The organism is Yoonia sp. R2-816 (assembly GCF_046762905.1).
Classification (GTDB): Bacteria; Pseudomonadota; Alphaproteobacteria; order Rhodobacterales; family Rhodobacteraceae; genus Yoonia.
Genome location: NZ_JBKQXN010000216.1, coordinates 247,027 through 262,567, shown reverse-complemented (window position 1 = coordinate 262,567; position 15,541 = coordinate 247,027). Strand labels below are relative to the sequence as shown.

The 15,541-nt window shown below is 57.4% G+C and carries 18 protein-coding genes; 11 read left to right on the top strand and 7 right to left on the bottom strand.

The features are described 5' to 3' along the window. Nucleotides 1-9 precede the first annotated feature (9 nt). Nucleotides 10-348 carry a hypothetical protein gene (locus ACFWW2_RS15475; RefSeq protein ID WP_393929295.1) on the top strand — a complete coding sequence of 113 codons (339 nt, stop codon included), beginning with the start codon at nt 10-12 and terminating at the stop codon, nt 346-348. Here ACFWW2_RS15475 and ACFWW2_RS15470 read toward each other — a convergent pair. Further along, nucleotides 345-1,184 carry an AAA family ATPase gene (locus tag ACFWW2_RS15470; protein ID WP_393929293.1) on the bottom strand — a complete coding sequence of 280 codons (840 nt, stop codon included), beginning with the start codon at nt 1,182-1,184 and terminating at the stop codon, nt 345-347. The two genes, ACFWW2_RS15475 and ACFWW2_RS15470, sit on opposite strands and share 4 nt — an antisense overlap. Nucleotides 1,185-1,364: 180 nt before the next feature. On the opposite strand from ACFWW2_RS15470, the gene dksA reads away from it, so the two are divergent. The 3 genes from dksA to ACFWW2_RS15455 all read left to right on the top strand — a co-directional run bounded on the left by dksA (nt 1,365) and on the right by ACFWW2_RS15455 (nt 3,193). Continuing rightward, nucleotides 1,365-1,787, top strand: a complete 423-nt coding sequence (dksA, locus tag ACFWW2_RS15465; protein WP_393929292.1) for an RNA polymerase-binding protein DksA — start codon at nt 1,365-1,367, stop codon at nt 1,785-1,787. After that, nucleotides 1,753-2,937 carry an FAD-dependent monooxygenase gene (locus ACFWW2_RS15460; RefSeq protein WP_393929290.1) on the top strand — a complete coding sequence of 395 codons (1,185 nt, stop codon included), beginning with the start codon at nt 1,753-1,755 and terminating at the stop codon, nt 2,935-2,937. The genes dksA and ACFWW2_RS15460 overlap by 35 nt, the downstream gene beginning before the upstream one ends. A 91-nt stretch (nt 2,938-3,028) precedes the next feature. Further along, nucleotides 3,029-3,193: a hypothetical protein gene (locus ACFWW2_RS15455; protein WP_393929286.1), complete on the top strand. Its 165-nt coding sequence runs from the start codon at nt 3,029-3,031 to the stop codon at nt 3,191-3,193. Nucleotides 3,194-3,205: 12 nt separating this feature from the next. On the opposite strand, the gene ACFWW2_RS15450 is transcribed toward ACFWW2_RS15455, so the two are convergent. The 4 genes from ACFWW2_RS15450 to ACFWW2_RS15435 form a co-directional block, all read right to left on the bottom strand. Beyond that, entirely contained in the window at nt 3,206-3,526 is a 321-nt protein-coding gene (locus ACFWW2_RS15450) for a hypothetical protein (RefSeq protein WP_393929284.1), read from the bottom strand. Between the two features lie 65 nt (nt 3,527-3,591). Beyond that, a complete protein-coding gene (xth, locus tag ACFWW2_RS15445) occupies nt 3,592-4,392 on the bottom strand; it encodes an exodeoxyribonuclease III (protein ID WP_393929282.1) in 801 nt (266 codons plus the stop codon). Between the two features lie 312 nt (nt 4,393-4,704). Then, on the bottom strand, nt 4,705-5,208 hold the full coding sequence (locus ACFWW2_RS15440) for a hypothetical protein (RefSeq protein WP_393929280.1): 504 nt from the start codon (nt 5,206-5,208) through the stop codon (nt 4,705-4,707). Continuing rightward, a complete protein-coding gene (locus tag ACFWW2_RS15435) occupies nt 5,208-5,534 on the bottom strand; it encodes a HesB/IscA family protein (RefSeq protein WP_393929278.1) in 327 nt (108 codons plus the stop codon). Before ACFWW2_RS15435 ends, ACFWW2_RS15440 begins: the two co-directional genes overlap by 1 nt. 75 nt (nt 5,535-5,609) lie before the next feature. Between ACFWW2_RS15435 and ACFWW2_RS15430 the strand changes: the two genes are divergently transcribed. Together ACFWW2_RS15430 and ACFWW2_RS15425 are read left to right on the top strand one after the other, a co-directional pair. Next, nucleotides 5,610-6,782: a deoxyguanosinetriphosphate triphosphohydrolase gene (locus ACFWW2_RS15430; RefSeq protein ID WP_393929276.1), complete on the top strand. Its 1,173-nt coding sequence runs from the start codon at nt 5,610-5,612 to the stop codon at nt 6,780-6,782. After that, the gene (locus tag ACFWW2_RS15425; protein WP_393929275.1) at nt 6,772-8,622 is read left to right on the top strand and encodes a cation:proton antiporter; all 1,851 of its coding nucleotides are present in this window, start codon (nt 6,772-6,774) and stop codon (nt 8,620-8,622) included. Before ACFWW2_RS15430 ends, ACFWW2_RS15425 begins: the two co-directional genes overlap by 11 nt. Here the strand turns inward: ACFWW2_RS15425 and ACFWW2_RS15420 are convergent. After that, the gene (locus ACFWW2_RS15420) at nt 8,619-9,113 is read right to left on the bottom strand and encodes a ClbS/DfsB family four-helix bundle protein (RefSeq protein WP_393929274.1); all 495 of its coding nucleotides are present in this window, start codon (nt 9,111-9,113) and stop codon (nt 8,619-8,621) included. The two genes, ACFWW2_RS15425 and ACFWW2_RS15420, sit on opposite strands and share 4 nt — an antisense overlap. A gap of 138 nt (nt 9,114-9,251) precedes the next feature. On the opposite strand from ACFWW2_RS15420, the gene argS reads away from it, so the two are divergent. From argS to scpB, 5 genes are all read left to right on the top strand, one after another. Beyond that, nucleotides 9,252-10,991 carry an arginine--tRNA ligase gene (gene argS, locus ACFWW2_RS15415; RefSeq protein ID WP_393929273.1) on the top strand — a complete coding sequence of 580 codons (1,740 nt, stop codon included), beginning with the start codon at nt 9,252-9,254 and terminating at the stop codon, nt 10,989-10,991. Between the two features lie 74 nt (nt 10,992-11,065). Beyond that, nucleotides 11,066-11,986, top strand: coding sequence for an SPOR domain-containing protein (locus ACFWW2_RS15410; protein ID WP_393929272.1), 921 nt, complete (start codon nt 11,066-11,068; stop codon nt 11,984-11,986). After that, on the top strand, nt 11,987-12,976 hold the full coding sequence (locus tag ACFWW2_RS15405; protein ID WP_393929270.1) for a glycoside hydrolase family 3 N-terminal domain-containing protein: 990 nt from the start codon (nt 11,987-11,989) through the stop codon (nt 12,974-12,976). 6 nt (nt 12,977-12,982) lie between these two features. Next, the gene (locus ACFWW2_RS15400) at nt 12,983-13,777 is read left to right on the top strand and encodes a segregation and condensation protein A (RefSeq protein ID WP_393929269.1); all 795 of its coding nucleotides are present in this window, start codon (nt 12,983-12,985) and stop codon (nt 13,775-13,777) included. Further along, nucleotides 13,770-14,414, top strand: a complete 645-nt coding sequence (gene scpB, locus ACFWW2_RS15395) for an SMC-Scp complex subunit ScpB (protein ID WP_393929268.1) — start codon at nt 13,770-13,772, stop codon at nt 14,412-14,414. The genes ACFWW2_RS15400 and scpB overlap by 8 nt, the downstream gene beginning before the upstream one ends. Nucleotides 14,415-14,457: 43 nt before the next feature. On the opposite strand, the gene ACFWW2_RS15390 is transcribed toward scpB, so the two are convergent. Next, nucleotides 14,458-15,357 (bottom strand): hypothetical protein, encoded by a 900-nt coding sequence (locus ACFWW2_RS15390; RefSeq protein WP_393929267.1) that lies wholly within the window; start codon nt 15,355-15,357, stop codon nt 14,458-14,460. Between the last annotated feature and the right edge of the window lie 184 nt (nt 15,358-15,541).

Here is a 15,541-nt window from a genome sequence, read left to right as displayed (position 1 = left end):
ATCACACGAATGCGTGATGGTTGCATCGGGCGCAGTATATCAAAATATGTGATTTTAAGTCGCAAAAACATTCGTTTTGAGAATGTATTTGAATTGCTTACCTCAATTGCAGTCACAAACCGAAAGATGGAGATGAGCATGCAAAATCACATGACGCTTGAGCGCTGCAATGTCGGTGATGTGGATCGCCGTTGGCCGTTGACTGTGTTTTGGACTATCGCACTGTTGGGCATTGGCATCCTAATCGGCGCGGCAGCTGATACGGGCCAATCCAAGGCACCGGCTCTGATGCCTGCGTCGGATACGGAAATTGAAGACTGGCACGGCAATGTGCGACGGGGTGGTTAGCCACCTCTGCGCGCCATGAAGGCCAAGCGTTCAAACAGATGCACGTCCTGTTCGTTTTTCAACAGCGCGCCGTGGAGTTTGGGCAGGGCGTTGGCGCCGTTGCGTTTCAGGTCTTCGGGGTTCAGATCCTCGGCTAGCAGAAGCTTGAGCCAATCCAATACCTCTGAGGTGGATGGCTTTTTCTTCAGACCTGCGGTCTCGCGAATCTCGTAGAACTGGCTGAGGGCGGTTGTCAGCAGCGCCTCTTTAATGCCGGGGTGATGGACGGCGACAATCTGGCGCATCGTGTCCATATCCGGAAAGCGGATGTAGTGAAAAAAGCAGCGGCGCAGGAAGGCATCGGGCAGTTCTTTTTCATTATTTGACGTGATGATGACGATTGGGCGGTGGACCGCCTTGATCGTCTCGCCGGTTTCGTAGACGTGAAATTCCATCCGGTCGAGTTCCTGCAGCAGGTCATTTGGAAACTCGATATCGGCTTTGTCGACCTCATCAATCAGCAACACGACCTTGCCATCGGCCGCGAAAGCCTGCCACAGCTTGCCCTTCTTGATATAGTTGGCCACATCCTGAACGCGAGCATCGCCCAGCTGGCTGTCACGCAGCCGGCTAACGGCGTCATATTCGTAAAGACCCTGCTGTGCCTTGGTCGTTGATTTGATATGCCATTCGATCATTGGCAGACCAAGTGCCGTGCTGACCTGGCGGGCCAGTTCGGTCTTGCCTGTCCCCGGCTCGCCTTTAACGAGCAATGGACGTTCCAGAGTCACCGCAGCGTTCACCGCCATGGTCAAATCATCAGTGGCGACGTAAGAGTCGGTGCCTGTAAAGAGCATATTTTTAACCTTCGTTGATTGCCGACAACCTAGCAGTTCATCACGGATCATCAACACCTTGCCGGTATGGGAAATGAGGGGGTGACAGCCGCCAAGCAAGGGAGTAAACCCGCCACAAATTATGGAACGTGGCACGGGATGGGTGGTCCGAAGCTGCGTAGGAGATGAAGGGTTATGACGATGAAAGCCGAAGTTTTTCTGCCAGAAGATTATCGCCCCGCAGAAAGCGAACCGTTCATGAACGAACGCCAGACAGAGTATTTCCGCCGCAAACTTCAAAATTGGAAAGCAGAAATTCTTGAGGACAGCCGCGACACCGTCGCTGGCATGAAAGATCAGACCCGCAATATTCCTGATGTGGCCGACCGCGCCTCTGAAGAAACGGATCGTGCGCTTGAACTGCGAACCCGCGACCGCCAGCGCAAACTTGTCAACAAAATCGACGCTGCCCTGCGCCGCATTGACGAAGGCGAATATGGGTATTGCGAAATCACGGGCGAACCGATCTCTTTGAAGCGTCTGGATGCCCGTCCGATTGCGACCATGAGCCTTGAGGCGCAAGAGCGCCATGAGCGGCGCGAAAAAGTCCACCGCGACGACTGATGTGACCCACAACGCAGGCCGCGACATTGCAATCATCGGCGGCGGCATTGGTGGCCTCACAGCAGCACTTGCCTTTGCCCGCGTGGACGCGAATGTCACGGTTTACGAACAAGCCTCGGCCCTGACAGAGGTTGGGGCCGGTCTGCAGATTACCCCAAATGGTGCGCGCGCCTTGGCCAGTCTTGATCTGGCAGGGGCCATGGCGACGATTGGTTTGCGAGCCAAGGCTGTGGTGCCCATGGATGGGGTGACGGGCCGGGAAATTGCCCGGTTCGATCTGGCCTCACAAGATCCCCCATATCGCTTTTTCCATCGTGCGGCGCTGATTGATCTGTTGGCGCGTGCCTGTACTGCGCAGGGTGTCGTTGTCAGGCTGGGGGCCCGGATTGAGAACCTGAATGCGGACGGGTCGTTTGAAGTTGGCGATGATATCATTCGCCCTGATCTGACGGTGGGGGCCGATGGTCTGAAATCCGTGGTCCGCGGCCGGATCAACACGCCCGAAACACCGTTTTTTACCGGCCAGGTCGCGTGGCGCGCGATGATCCGGCAGCCGCAGGCAGAGCCGATTGCCCGCGTCTGGATGCTGCCGGGACGTCACATGGTGACCTATCCACTGACCAATGACCGGTTGAACATCGTCGCAGTGCAGGAGCGCAGCCAATGGGCCGATGAAGGCTGGAACCATTTTGATGATCCCGGCAATCTGCGCGCCGCCTTTGCCGATGCCGGTTGGGAGATAAAATCGATCCTTGGCGCTGTTGATGATGTGAAGCTTTGGGGCCTGTTCCGGCATTCTGTTGCGGCCAAATGGCATGCGGGCAACATCGCAATATTGGGGGATGCCGCCCATCCGACGCTGCCGTTTCTGGCGCAAGGGGCCAATCTGGCGATTGAGGATGCCTATGTTCTGGCGCGGTGCTGTGATGAAAGCGGGTCGCTGAATGCGGCCTTGCGTGCCTATCAGAATGCCAGGCTTGACCGTGTGGTGCGGGCCATTGGGGCCGCCAATGCCAATGCGCGCAACTATCATCTGACAGGTATCAAACGGCGCGTGGCCCATGCTGCGCTGTCGACAATGGGCAAGGTCGCGCCGAACGCCTTTCTGGGGCGGTTGGGCTGGCTTTATGACCACGATGTCACGGCCTGATTGCGGAGCCGGTTAAAAAACACGCCATAGACGAGAATAAATCAGTGGCCTGAGCCGTTATCCTTTCGAACCCTATTGAAAGGATGGTCCATTGCGTACTCTTGTTGTTGTTATTCTGATCATCGTCGCCGTTGCGTTTCTGGCCGCATGCGACACGACATCCACGCCGGAGGTGACAAGCGGGGCATTTGGTGCTGAATCTCAGGCCGTGCAGCGTACGATTGTTGAACGCCCGTCCACCGGTGTCTTTCGCTAGGCGATGTGGGTGTTACCAGTTGCGGCTGGCCATATGGGTGACCCGTTCCAGCACCTTGTGGCTAAGCCAATCCACGCGGTAAATCTCGTCCTCGATCCGCATGTAGACCCAGCCGTCACTGACCGTGGGCAGACCGTAATAGCGGGCATTCATCAGCATGGAGTACTGACCGCGTTCCAGTGTCTGACCAATCTCAACCGGTCCCGGTTTGGGGGTGAGGGGCTGGGGAATTGCAACGCAGGCCGTTCCTGCAACGGCGATGCGGCATTGTGCAGTTGCGATGGCGGGCAACGCGGCGACAAGACATGTCGCAATGATCAGTCTTTTGAACATTGTCATACCTCCTTTCGTCGCTAACGTTCCCACGCAGAATATCGTTCCCGCCATTTTCCGCGATTTCACGCGGCGAGGTCAACCCAGACCGGGACATGATCGGACGGCTTTTCACGGCCGCGCACCTCTGCTTCGATCCAGCAATTGTTCAGCAGATCGGCGCATTGCGGGGTCAGCAGGAAGTGGTCGATCCGGATGCCATCGTTCTTGTCCCAGGCACCGGCCTGATAATCCCAGAATGAATAATGGCCTGCACCAGCCTCGCGTGTGCGGAAGGCTTCTGTAAACCCGAGGTTTTGGATCCGCTGGAATGCGGCACGGCTTTCGGGACGAAACAGCGCGTCATCGCGCCACGCATCGGGGCGCGCCGCATCCTCGGCCTGTGGAATAATGTTGTAATCGCCTGCCATCAGCGCGGGTTGTTCGGACGCCAGCAGTTCCTGCGCACGATCGTAAAGACGTTCCATCCAGAGCAGTTTATAATCATATTTCGGACCCGGCGCGGGGTTCCCATTGGGGAGGTAGAGCCCGCAGATGCGGACCGCCTTGTCGCCCACAACGGTTGCTTCGATATAGCGCGCCTCTTCGTCGTCAGCGCCTTCACGACCGGCACCTTTGGCGCCGGGCAAGCCGCGCGTCACGTCCTCGAGCGGGAGTTTGGACAGGATCGCGACGCCGTTGAACCCTTTTTGACCGTGGGTTTCGACGTTGTATCCTTTGTCCTCAAAGATTTCGCGGGGAAACCCTTCATCAACGGATTTGATTTCCTGCAGGATGGCCACATCCGGCTGGGCCTCATCAATCCAGTCGGTCAACGCACCGATCCGGGCCTTGACGCCATTGATGTTGAATGTCGCGATTTTCATGAAAGTCCCCTAAACTAGGGGAATAATTGCCGCACCAGGCGGCAATGCACAAGCGATCAGGTCAAGATTCTGGCGTTTTCCGCCCAGCGCGCCTGTGAACGTCAGACAATGCCCCGGACAGTCCCTGAAAGCCTTGCCGTGCCTCTGCCCGCGACAAATTCTTGCGCAAATTCATACAGATCACGGCGCCATGGATCAGTGCCACAGTCGCCAATGCCAGCAATACCCATTCGGCCGATGTTATGATCATCACGTCTTGCATCTGACTTACCATTCTTTCTGACTGATCCCTACAGGCTCAGCATTAACATATTATTTTATGTCATGCAAAAGTCTGCGGAAGTTTTCATAATTTGTCCGCTCCACCCGCAGCGCGGATATCTTGCGGAATGTGCGTTTGCGATAATGGGTCACCGCCAGCGTGGCCGCCGCAAGTGCCCCGATCAACCCTGCTGAAGTGATCGGGTCGCTGGCCCCGTAGGCGAGGGTGACCAACGTACCCAGAACAAGGCCAACCATGCTGCCCAGTGCCAAGCGGCTGGGCAAAAGATCATTTTCCATCTCTGACACCTCCTCGCTCAGATCGCGAATTTCGTCTGACAGGCTTTGCGAAATCACGTCAATGATGTCGGTCAGCGTGACCTCATTGCTGTCGCGTGCCCCTTCGATCAACCGGTCGCGCAGATCCAGACGCGATTGCCCGTCTTCCAGCGCGGTTTTCAGCAATCCGACGAATTCGGCCTCGTCGATGGTGATGTCGTGGTTGCCGTTAATCTGATCAAGGATCAGTGCGGCCAACCTTGCATTGTCATGCATTACATCGAGAACGATGTGCCACAGCCACAGGATGACGTCGCATTGGGGTTGTTGATGACGAAGCGTGCGCCGATCAGTTCCTCGCTGAAATCAATCACTGCATCGGCAAGGAAGGGCAGGGATACGCTGTCGATCACGACGGTTTCACCCTGTTCGGACAGGACCAGATCATCGTCTTTGGGTTCATCCAGGTCGATTTCATACTGGAAACCGGAACATCCGCCGCCTTCCACCGCGACGCGCAGTGCCTTGCCCTGCGCGGAGGCGCCGATTTCGGCGAGGCGTTCAAAGGCCCGCGATGTCACTTTGGGTGGGATCGTCAGCATGGTTTGCGACCTATCAGTTTCTGATTGCTTCCAATATAAGGATCACAGGCAAGACGAACAAGACAGGCAAATCACATGGCAGCGCCATATGCGACCGACCCGGCGAACCCGCGGGGGCGGCTATACGCAGAGGAAGAGAGCGCCTTTCGCTCGCCCTATCAGCGGGATCGTGACCGGATCATCCATTCCAGCGCGTTTCGCCGTCTGAAGCATAAGACGCAGGTTTTCATCGAACATGAGGGCGATTATTTCCGCACTCGTCTGACCCATTCGATCGAGGTCGCGCAGGTGGCGCGGACCGTGGCCGCAGCACTGGATCTGAATGCCGAACTGACCGAGGCCGTCGCCTTGGCCCATGATCTGGGGCACACGCCGTTTGGTCACACCGGAGAAGAGGCACTGAATGCGCTGATGCAGCCCTATGGAGGTTTTGATCACAATGCGCAGGCCCTGCATATTGTCACCAACCTGGAACGGCATTATGCCGAATGGGATGGTCTGAACCTGACATGGGAAACGCTGGAAGGCATTGCCAAACATAACGGGCCTGTCACGGGCGATATTCCCTATGCGCTGGCGGCCTATGACGCGCGTCATGATCTGGAACTGCATACTCATGCCAGTGCAGAGGCACAGGCGGCGGCACTGGCCGATGATATTGCCTATAATAACCATGACTTGCACGATGGTCTTCGCGCGGAGTTGTTCAGCACTGATGATCTGGCAGCACTTCCGATCCTGTGTGACTGCTTTGCCCGTGTCGATGCGAAATACCCCGGTCTGAACTATTATCGCCGCCGTCACGAGGCGTTGCGCCGGTTCTTTGGCGTGCTGGTTGAAGATGTGATTACCGTCAGTCAACGCAATCTGGCGGAACTCTCACCAACCTCGGTTCACGATATTCGTCATGCCGGTCGGATGATGGTGCAATTTTCTCCGGAACTTTGGACGGACTTAAAAGTTATCCGTCAGTTCCTGTTCGAGCGCATGTACCGTGCCCCGGCAGTTGTGGAAATGCGCGGGGTCGTGACACAAATGATCAATGATCTGTTTCCGTTCTTTCTGGAAAATACCGATGAATTGCCAAAGCAGTGGCGCAAGGACGTGGCCGATGCGCCGGATGAAACCACATTGGCCCGGATCGTCGCGGACTACATCGCGGGCATGACGGACCGGTTTGCGATACAAGAACATAAACGCCTGATTGGCGGTGAAGTAATTCCAGCGGGGGTGATCGATGGCAATTGAAGGTGCAAGCGGGTTGCCCGCAGATGCAATGGCGCCGGTAGTGGCGTTTGCCCTTGTTGGCGCGTTGGGGGTCGGATCGCAGTGGCTGGCCTGGCGGCTGCGGATGCCTGCCATCGTTCTGATGCTGGTGGCCGGTATTTTGATTGGCCCGGTGGCTGGTGTGTTTGATCCCGCCCGCGATTTCGGGCCGCTATTGCAGCCGATCATTGCCATCGCGGTTGCTATTATCCTGTTCGAGGGCGGTCTGACCCTGAATTTTCACAAGCTTCAGGATGCGGCTATTGGTGTCAAAAGGCTGGTCTTTATCGGCGCGCCCTTGGGCTGGCTGACATCCACGCTGGCTTTGCATTATGCGGCCGGGCTGAGTTGGGAAAGCGCCGCTGTTTTTGGTGGCATCATGATCGTGACAGGGCCAACGGTTATTGCGCCGCTGCTTCGAACGGCCCGGCTGGCGAAGCGCCCTGCGGCACTGCTGCAATGGGAAGCGATCGTCAATGATCCCATCGGTGCATTGGCAGCGGTGCTGGCTTTCGAGGTCGTGCTGGTTTTGAACACGGCCACCACAGTTAACGAGGCGATCATCGCGCTGCTCACGGGGATCACCGTGGCCACTGTGCTGGGTGTGGCCGGGGGCGTCGGGCTGGCCCGGGCGTTCAAACGGGGCTGGGTACCCGAGTACATGAAAGTGCCGGTTCTATTTGCGCTTTTGCTCGCAGTCTTTGGTTTGTCGGATTCGGTACTGCATGAAAGTGGTCTGTTGGCCGTGACGATCATGGGGATCGTCATCGCCAATTCTAATCTGCCAAGTTACGAGGAACTGCGCCGGTTCAAGGAACATGCAACCGTTCTGCTGGTGTCGGGTGTTTTCATCCTGTTAGCTGCCGGTCTGGATTTCGCCGCCTTGGGCAAACTGGACTGGTGGGCGCTGGGGTTTGTCTTGCTGGTTGTGCTGGTGGCAAGGCCATTGACGGTTTTGGTGTCGCTGCTGGGCTCGGGCGTGCCCTACAAGGAGCAGCTTCTTGTAGCGTTGACCGGCCCACGTGGTGTCGTTCTGGTCGCTGTCGCAGGCCTCTTTGGTGACCGGTTGCTTAATCTGGGCTTTGAAGATGCCGCGCTGATTGGGCCGCTGGCTTTTGTGTTGGTTTCCGTCACCGTTGTCGTCCACGGCTTTACGCTGGCGCCCTTTGCCCGCTGGCTGGGCCTGACCGGGGCCGATACGCCGGGCGTCGTCATCATCGGCGGATCACCTTGGACAACGGCCTTTGCCGAAGCATTGAAAAAGGCCGAGATCCCGGTGCTGATGACCGACCCGAATTTCGGTCATCTGCGTTCGGCGCGCGCTGCAGGCATCGACACGTTTTCCGGCGATATCCTGTCAGAAGCGGCTGAACAGCGGTTGGAACTGGTCAGTTATGCCACCTTGGTGGCTGCGACGGACAATGATGCTTACAACACGCTGGTCACAACCGACCTTGCCCCGGAATTCGGGCGCGATAACGTCTTTCAGATCAAGCGCGAAAAGACCGAAAGCATGCGCCACCAGTTGCCGCGCACATTGGGTGGCCGCAAGTTCGGACCTGAAGAAACGCATGCCGGGCTGGAGCGTCTGATCCGCGATGGCTGGACCTTCCGTGTGACCCGTCTGACTGAGGAATACACGTTCGAGGATTGGCGCGCGAAACGCCCTGACGCGCATTTGGTGGCGCGCATCTCGGCGAGCGGGACAATTACCCTGATCCGCAAGGATGAAGAGGTTAACGGTGCGCCTGACGTGCGGATCATTACGCTGCGCCCGCCAGGTGTTGACGACGGCGATCAGCCGCCAGCCGACGCCAGCTAAGCCTTTTGACGCAATAAGCCGCGGATGTACTTGGCGGCAGAGCGGTAATGGCTGGGTCCTGCGGCCTCGGCCCAGCGGCCTGTCGTCCAGTTGTTGTTCGCGCCCTTCATGGGGCCGCCATAAAGTTCATCATCGCTGTGATCCTGCATGAATTGCAGCAAGGCTTTTGCATTCTTATCCAGCAGCGCCTTGGCATCGTCCCAGCCAAGATCAGCCTGACGCGCCCTCAGATCAGCGTTGTAACGGTTGAGCTCATTCCATTTGTAACCTTCAGCCGGAAAATGCACCTGCGTGCCCGCCTGACCATCCCGATACCAGCCGAGAAACAGGTCGATCCAATGGGCGCGATGACCGACCACATCTTTGATCGACGTATCATCTGCCTTTTCGGTTGCTGTGTCCGGATCGACGGTATCAAGCAATTTGGTTAGTTTGGTGTATTCTTTTTCGGTGACGGCGATCAGGTCTGATTTATTGGTGGCGGCGGGCATCGGCTTCTCCGTGTTCGGTTCTTCCTTGGACTTAATCCCAGATGCGGTGAAGCGCATTGATCACCGTCAATGATTGACGCCTGCGCCCCCGGTGATACATGGAAACAACCCATCAGATGGCCAATTTGGAATAGTGTTATGAACCTCTTCGCCGATATCCGCAGCCGGGTGATTGCCTGCCTCGACCAATTGGTCGCGGACGGAACCTTGCCTGATGGTCTGTCAACTGCCGCTGTTGCCGTTGAACCGCCCCGTGATGCCGCCCATGGCGACATGGCGACCAATGCGGCCATGGTGCTGGCCAAGCCTGCCAAGATGAACCCACGCGCGATTGCAGAGGCGTTGGCGGCCAAACTGCTGGAAGATCCGATGATTTCGGTGGCCGAGGTCGCCGGACCGGGTTTTTTGAACATGCGGTTGGTGCCGGATGTTTGGCAAGATGTGGTCAAGGCCACGCTGCGCGATCCAGCTTACGGCAAGTCCGAAATGGGCATGGGACAAAAGGTTCTGGTCGAGTTTGTATCGACCAACCCCACGGGTCCTGTCCATGTCGGCCACACACGGGGGGCTGTCTTTGGTGACACGCTGGCGTCATTGCTCGACTATGCCGGCTATGATGTGACGCGGGAATATTACATCAACGATGGTGGTGCGCAGGTCGATGTGCTCGCCCGGTCGGTCTATCTGCGGTATCAGGAAGCCCATGATCTGAGCGTGGACTGGCCCGAAGGGACGTATCCGGGTGATTACCTGATTGAAGTGGGCGAGGCGCTGAAGGCCAAGGTTGGGGACAAGTTCCTTGATAAGGGTGAGCAGTTCTGGCTGCAGGAGGTTCGCGAATTCGCCACAGATGCCATGATGGATCTGATCCGGGATGATCTGTCCCGGCTGGGCGTCGAGATGGATAATTTCTTTTCCGAAAAATCGCTTTATGGCACCGGGTTGATCGAAAAGGCGATTTCCAAACTTGATGCCAAGGGGCTGATTTATCGCGGCACGCTTGAACCGCCCAAGGGCAAGGTGCCGGAAGATTGGGAGCCTCGGGAACAGACGCTGTTCAAATCGACCGATTTCGGGGACGACGTGGACCGGCCGGTGAAGAAATCGGACGGATCCTGGACCTATTTCGCCCCGGATATCGCCTATCACTACGACAAGATACAGCGCGGCTTTGATCAACTGATCGACGTGTTTGGCGCCGATCACGGTGGGTATGTCAAACGGATGAAAGCCGCTGTTTCGGCCCTGTCGGATGGGCAGGTGCCGCTGGATGTCAAACTGACCCAGCTGGTGAAGCTTTACAAGAACGGCGAGCCGTTCAAGATGTCCAAGCGGGCAGGGACCTTTGTCACCCTGCGCGATGTGGTGGATCAGGTTGGCCCGGACGTGACCCGGTTTCACATGCTGACCCGCAAGAACGATGCGCCGCTCGATTTCGATTTCGACAAGGTGCTGGAACAGTCCAAGGACAATCCGGTGTTCTACGTCAATTATGCCTATGCGCGGGTCAATTCTGCCGTGGCGAAGGCGGCGGCTTTTGCCACTGTCGATGATGCCACGCTTGCAGAGGTCGATATCAGCGGGCTGACTGATCCGGCAGAGCTGACCATGATCAAAAAACTGGCTGAATGGCCGCGTTTGGTCGAGATTGCGGCGCGTGGACATGAGCCGCACCGGATCGCGTTTTACCTTTACGATCTCGCCTCTGATTTCCACGGTCTTTACAACAAAGGCCATGATGATCCGTCATTGCGGTTTGTCCAAGAGGGTGACTCAGAAACAACACAGGCGAAAATTGCCCTGATCCGGGCCGTGGCGATTGTTATTTCGCACGGTTTGGGTATTCTTGGGATCACCCCGGCGGAAGAGATGCGATAACGCACAGCACCACCGGGAACCGAGCAGTTCCAAGTGACCCATAAGCCGAAAACGGCACGGGCAGTGAGGCAAAGATGGCAATCTATGATGAGGGGTTCGCCCCGCATGAAAGCGCATCGCGCACAGGTTTATTGGTGAATTATGCTGGGGCCGCCATGTCGTTGGCCCTGATCATCGGCGTCAGTTTCTGGGGCTACAAGCTGATCATGCGCGATGTCAGCGGTATTCCCGTGGTCCGCGCGATGGAAGGCGAAATGCGGGTGTTGCCGGATAATCCTGGCGGGGCTGTTGCCGCTCATACCGGCCTTGCCGTAAACGAAGTCGCCGCCGTGGGCGAGGCGGGCGGGCCAGAGGACCGGCTGGTTCTTGCCCCGACCACGACAGGCCTTGCCGAAGCGGATATTGCCGTACAGCCGATGGCCGAAGCAGGCGAGGTCATGCCTGCCGAGACTGAGGAAGTATCACCCGCTGTCATGAGTGACGCGACCTCCATCAGGCCCACGACAGAGCCGCTGAATGCCGATGATATTCTTGCGCTGGCCGATCAGATCGCCTCTGGCGTCGCTGCGACGGATAATGCGGATAGCGCGCCGCAGATCATCTCGGCCAGTGTTCCTGGGGTGACCCAATCATTGCGTCCACTGGTGCGTCCCGTTGCGCTGCAGCGCGTGTCAGCACCTGCGCCCGCCGCAGCACCCGCCACGAATAGCGATGAAGTTGCCGTCAGCACAGCGGCATTTCCATCAGGCACGCCGTTGGTGCAGCTTGGCGCATTCCAATCGCCAACGCTTGCCGCGACCGAATGGCAGCGCCTGCAAGGTCGGTTTGGCGAGTTGCTGTCATCGCGCGAACGCATCATTCAGGTCAGTAACCAAAGCAGCGGCACATGGTACCGGCTGCGGACCCACGGATTTGACGACCTCGCCGCAGCCCGCCGGTTCTGCGCGGCACTGGTGGCTGAAGGCGCCAACTGCAACGCGCTTCTGGTCAACTAGGTGACGCTGAACGCGACGATTTTCGGGCCTGAAGGCCTGACAGTAACCGATTGGGAACGCGGGTTTTTCCGCGAGACGCAGCCGCTTGGTTTCATTGTCTTCGCGCGGAATATCGACACCCCCGATCAGCTACGCCGTTTGACGGCAGAGCTGCGCGAAACTGTCGGACGCGACGCCCCGGTCCTGATTGATCAGGAAGGCGGTCGCGTGCAGCGGATGCGTGCCCCACATTGGCGGGAGTATTTGCCAGCCCTTGATCAGATGGAGCGCGCCAGCGACCCGATGCGCGCACAATGGATCAGGAACCGCCTGATTGCGGCGGAATTGCATGACGTCGGCATTGATGTAAATTGCGCACCCTTGGCCGATCTGGTCGAGGATGACACCCATCCAGTGCTGCGCAACAGGCTTTATGGTGCCGATGTGCCGACTGTGGTTGCGGCGGCCCGTCAATGTGCCGATGCATTTCTGGCGGGTGGTGTTCTGCCGGTGCTGAAACACATTCCGGGCTATGGGCGGGCATCAGTGGACAGCCACAAAGATTTGCCGACAATCCACGCCTTGCGCGATGAGCTGGCGGCGCATGATTTTGCCCCTTTTCGTGCGCTGAACGATCTGGCGATGGGCATGACCGCGCATATCGTCTTTTCGGATATTGATCCGGATGCCCCTACGACGACATCACCCGGAATGATGCAGATCATTCGCAATGATATCGGTTTTGACGGGCTGATCATGACCGATGATCTGTCGATGGAGGCGCTGTCGGGCACGATAGCGGAACGCGCCGCGTCGTCGATCAAGGCGGGGTGCGATATCGTTTTGCACTGCAATGGTGACTCGGTTGAAATGGCAGCGGTGGCCGATGTTGCGGGCGAGATGACCCCGGCGGCGCAGACCCGCGCAAATCGCGCCTTGGCGCAGCGGAAATCCCCTGAAAACATTGACATCCCGGCGCTGGAAGCGGAGTTTGAAGCGCTGTTGGCGTGAGGATTGATGCAGGGCGACGAGTTTCAGGAAGACACCATGAGTGTCAGCGAGCGTGTGGCCGCAGAGGCGCTGATTGTGGATGTCGGTGCCTATGAAGGCCCGCTTGATCTGCTGTTGACCCTGTCGCGCACGCAGAAGGTCGATCTGCGCCAGATCTCCATTCTGGCACTGGCCGAGCAATATCTGGCCTTTGTCGAACAGGCGAAACAACTGCGCCTTGAACTCGCTGCCGACTATCTGGTCATGGCGGCCTGGCTGGCGTTTCTGAAATCGCGCCTATTGCTGCCGCCTGATCCATCGGAAGAGGGGCCATCTGGCGAAGAACTGGCTGCACATCTGGCATTCCAGTTGGAGCGGCTTCAGGCGATGCGCGAGGCGGCGGCGAAACTGATGGCGCGCGATCAGCTGGGCCGCGACTTTTTTGCCCGAGGGATCACCGAGGATGTGCAGCGGGTCCGCCGGGTGAGCTATACCGCCACGCTGCTGGACCTTATGCAGGGCTATGCCCGCATCCGCACCCGCGATGATTTCCGCCCCTTTGTCATGGATCGCCAGCATGTCATGACGATGGAGCAGGCACTGGAACGGATGCGCAATCTGATCGGCTTTGCGGGTGACTGGACCGATATCTCCAGCTATTTGCCTGACGGTTGGGATGCCGACCCGCAGCGTCGCCGGTCGACTACCGCCGCGACTTTTGCCGCCTCACTGGAACTGGCCAAGGAAGGCAAGATCGAGATCAGACAGGGCGAAACCTTTGCCCCCATTCAAATCCGCAAGAAGGCCCCGCGTGATGAGTAAACCGCAGAATGACAGCCTGTTTGAAGCACCGCCAATGGGTGAACAGGAACGGATGGTCGAGGCCATCCTGTTTGCTACTGCCGACCCGGTGACGGTCAAGGAACTGACCGGGCGCATGCCCCATGGCTGCGACCCCGCCGAGGCGATTGCGCATCTGCGCAAGCGTTATGAAGGGCGGGGGGTCAATGTGGTGAAGGTGGATGACGCCTGGGCGATCCGCACATCACCCGACCTTGGGTTCCTGATGCAGAAGGAAACGGTTGAAACGCGTAAACTTTCGCGGGCCGCGATCGAGACGCTGGCCATTGTGGCCTATCATCAGCCGGTGACCCGCGCCGAGATCGAGGAAATCCGCGGCGTCAGCGTCAGCCGCGGCACGGTGGATCAGTTGATCGAAATGGAATGGATTCGTTTTGGTCGGCGCAAGATGACCCCGGGACGCCCTGTGACATTTGTTGTGACGCAGGGGTTTCTCGATCATTTCGGGTTGGAAAATGCCCGCGATCTGCCCGGGCTCAAGGAGCTCCGCTCTGCCGGATTGCTGGAAAATCGTCCGCCACCTGGCGCTGTTGCTCTTGGCGAAAAGGATGACGACGAAGACGAAGATGAGGATCAGACAGAGCTTTTCGAGGATTGAAAGAGGTCTGCTATGCGCGATTGTCGCACAGCAGACCGGAGGATTAATCTAAAAAGCCAAGATCTTCGCCAAGTACAGTGACATTGATGATCGCCGTGCTGCCGCCTTCGATCTCGTAAGTGAAGTTGGTGACCTCGGTCTGCCCACTACTGAGTGTGTCAAAATCGCCATTGGAAGAGAAATCCACAGTACCGTCGGCATAAACGATCAACTGGCCGCCGTTGTCGCCGTTAACGATTTGTGCAATGGCATTTGTATCGCCGTTTACGGCTGCTACGCCTTCGTTATAGACGAATGTGTCGGCTCCGTCGAAGGTAGTGTCATTTTCAAGGACGGAGATTGCACCTGTGGTCAGCGCATCGGTGCTGCCATCTGTTTCGAAGGCTTCTCCCTCAAAAACAATAAGGCTGTCCGCATTCGCCGTATTCACCAATTCGGGCTCTGGCGGCTGGTCGGGTGCATCGGGGGCGGTCCCACCGATTTTCAGCGAATCCTCGCGTGGCCCATCAATCTCGCCAACTGATGTCAGCCTGATGCCGAAGTCCTGCGCCAGAATGTCGTCGATGGTCAGCCCAACGCTGTCATGGCTCAGTACAAAACTGGTGCTTTGGATATCATCGGTCGCGATGCCCTGCGTGCCAAACTGAATTCCGCCATCGAACTTGCCGTATTCATTGACAATTTCACCATTCATATTTGTATGGGAGTCGATTTTGGTCACTTTGTTGGCAGCAAAATTTTCGTCGGTGACATCGGCGCCAGTCACAGTCAAGCCATCGACCATGCTGTCATCAGACAGATCGAAATACAGGGCATTGATATCGGCGGTTTGGCCCGCAGTTTCATCCACGGTCACGGTGAAATGAAGTGTACCGTCATCCATTTCGGTTACCGCAATGATGATGCCAAGGCTGTCAGCCAATTGGAACGTCACACTCGTCATAGTTGCTCCTTCAGGGTCAATTGATCTTGGAGTCGAGATGTCGGGTCGGTGCGACTTTTTCGGGTTTCGATTGCGGCAGAACGGCGACCTGAGCTTCCCGTTTGATGTATATTCGCGAAAAATTCGCAGCGTTCCCGAGAGAAGAAAGCCAGAAAAAATTGCAAGTGCGCAGTTGCTTTTGATG

Excerpts from the sequence above, each read along its gene's own strand:
- ACFWW2_RS15400 (WP_393929269.1), top strand. The coding sequence starts at position 12,983 with ATGCAGGGCGACGAGTTTCAGGAAGACACCATGAGTGTCAGCGAGCGT.
- dksA (WP_393929292.1), top strand. The coding sequence starts at position 1,365 with ATGAAAGCCGAAGTTTTTCTGCCAGAAGATTATCGCCCCGCAGAAAGC.
- ACFWW2_RS15470 (WP_393929293.1), bottom strand. The coding sequence starts at position 1,184 with ATGCTCTTTACAGGCACCGACTCTTACGTCGCCACTGATGATTTGACC.
- ACFWW2_RS15420 (WP_393929274.1), bottom strand. The coding sequence starts at position 9,113 with ATGCCCGCCGCCACCAATAAATCAGACCTGATCGCCGTCACCGAAAAA.
- scpB (WP_393929268.1), top strand. The coding sequence starts at position 13,770 with ATGAGTAAACCGCAGAATGACAGCCTGTTTGAAGCACCGCCAATGGGT.
- ACFWW2_RS15425 (WP_393929275.1), top strand. The coding sequence starts at position 6,772 with ATGGCAATTGAAGGTGCAAGCGGGTTGCCCGCAGATGCAATGGCGCCG.
- ACFWW2_RS15390 (WP_393929267.1), bottom strand. The coding sequence starts at position 15,357 with ATGACGAGTGTGACGTTCCAATTGGCTGACAGCCTTGGCATCATCATT.
- ACFWW2_RS15440 (WP_393929280.1), bottom strand. The coding sequence starts at position 5,208 with ATGCATGACAATGCAAGGTTGGCCGCACTGATCCTTGATCAGATTAAC.
- argS (WP_393929273.1), top strand. The coding sequence starts at position 9,252 with ATGAACCTCTTCGCCGATATCCGCAGCCGGGTGATTGCCTGCCTCGAC.
- xth (WP_393929282.1), bottom strand. The coding sequence starts at position 4,392 with ATGAAAATCGCGACATTCAACATCAATGGCGTCAAGGCCCGGATCGGT.
- ACFWW2_RS15460 (WP_393929290.1), top strand. The coding sequence starts at position 1,753 with ATGAGCGGCGCGAAAAAGTCCACCGCGACGACTGATGTGACCCACAAC.
- ACFWW2_RS15430 (WP_393929276.1), top strand. The coding sequence starts at position 5,610 with ATGGCAGCGCCATATGCGACCGACCCGGCGAACCCGCGGGGGCGGCTA.
- ACFWW2_RS15450 (WP_393929284.1), bottom strand. The coding sequence starts at position 3,526 with ATGTTCAAAAGACTGATCATTGCGACATGTCTTGTCGCCGCGTTGCCC.
- ACFWW2_RS15435 (WP_393929278.1), bottom strand. The coding sequence starts at position 5,534 with ATGCTGACGATCCCACCCAAAGTGACATCGCGGGCCTTTGAACGCCTC.
- ACFWW2_RS15410 (WP_393929272.1), top strand. The coding sequence starts at position 11,066 with ATGGCAATCTATGATGAGGGGTTCGCCCCGCATGAAAGCGCATCGCGC.
- ACFWW2_RS15475 (WP_393929295.1), top strand. The coding sequence starts at position 10 with ATGCGTGATGGTTGCATCGGGCGCAGTATATCAAAATATGTGATTTTA.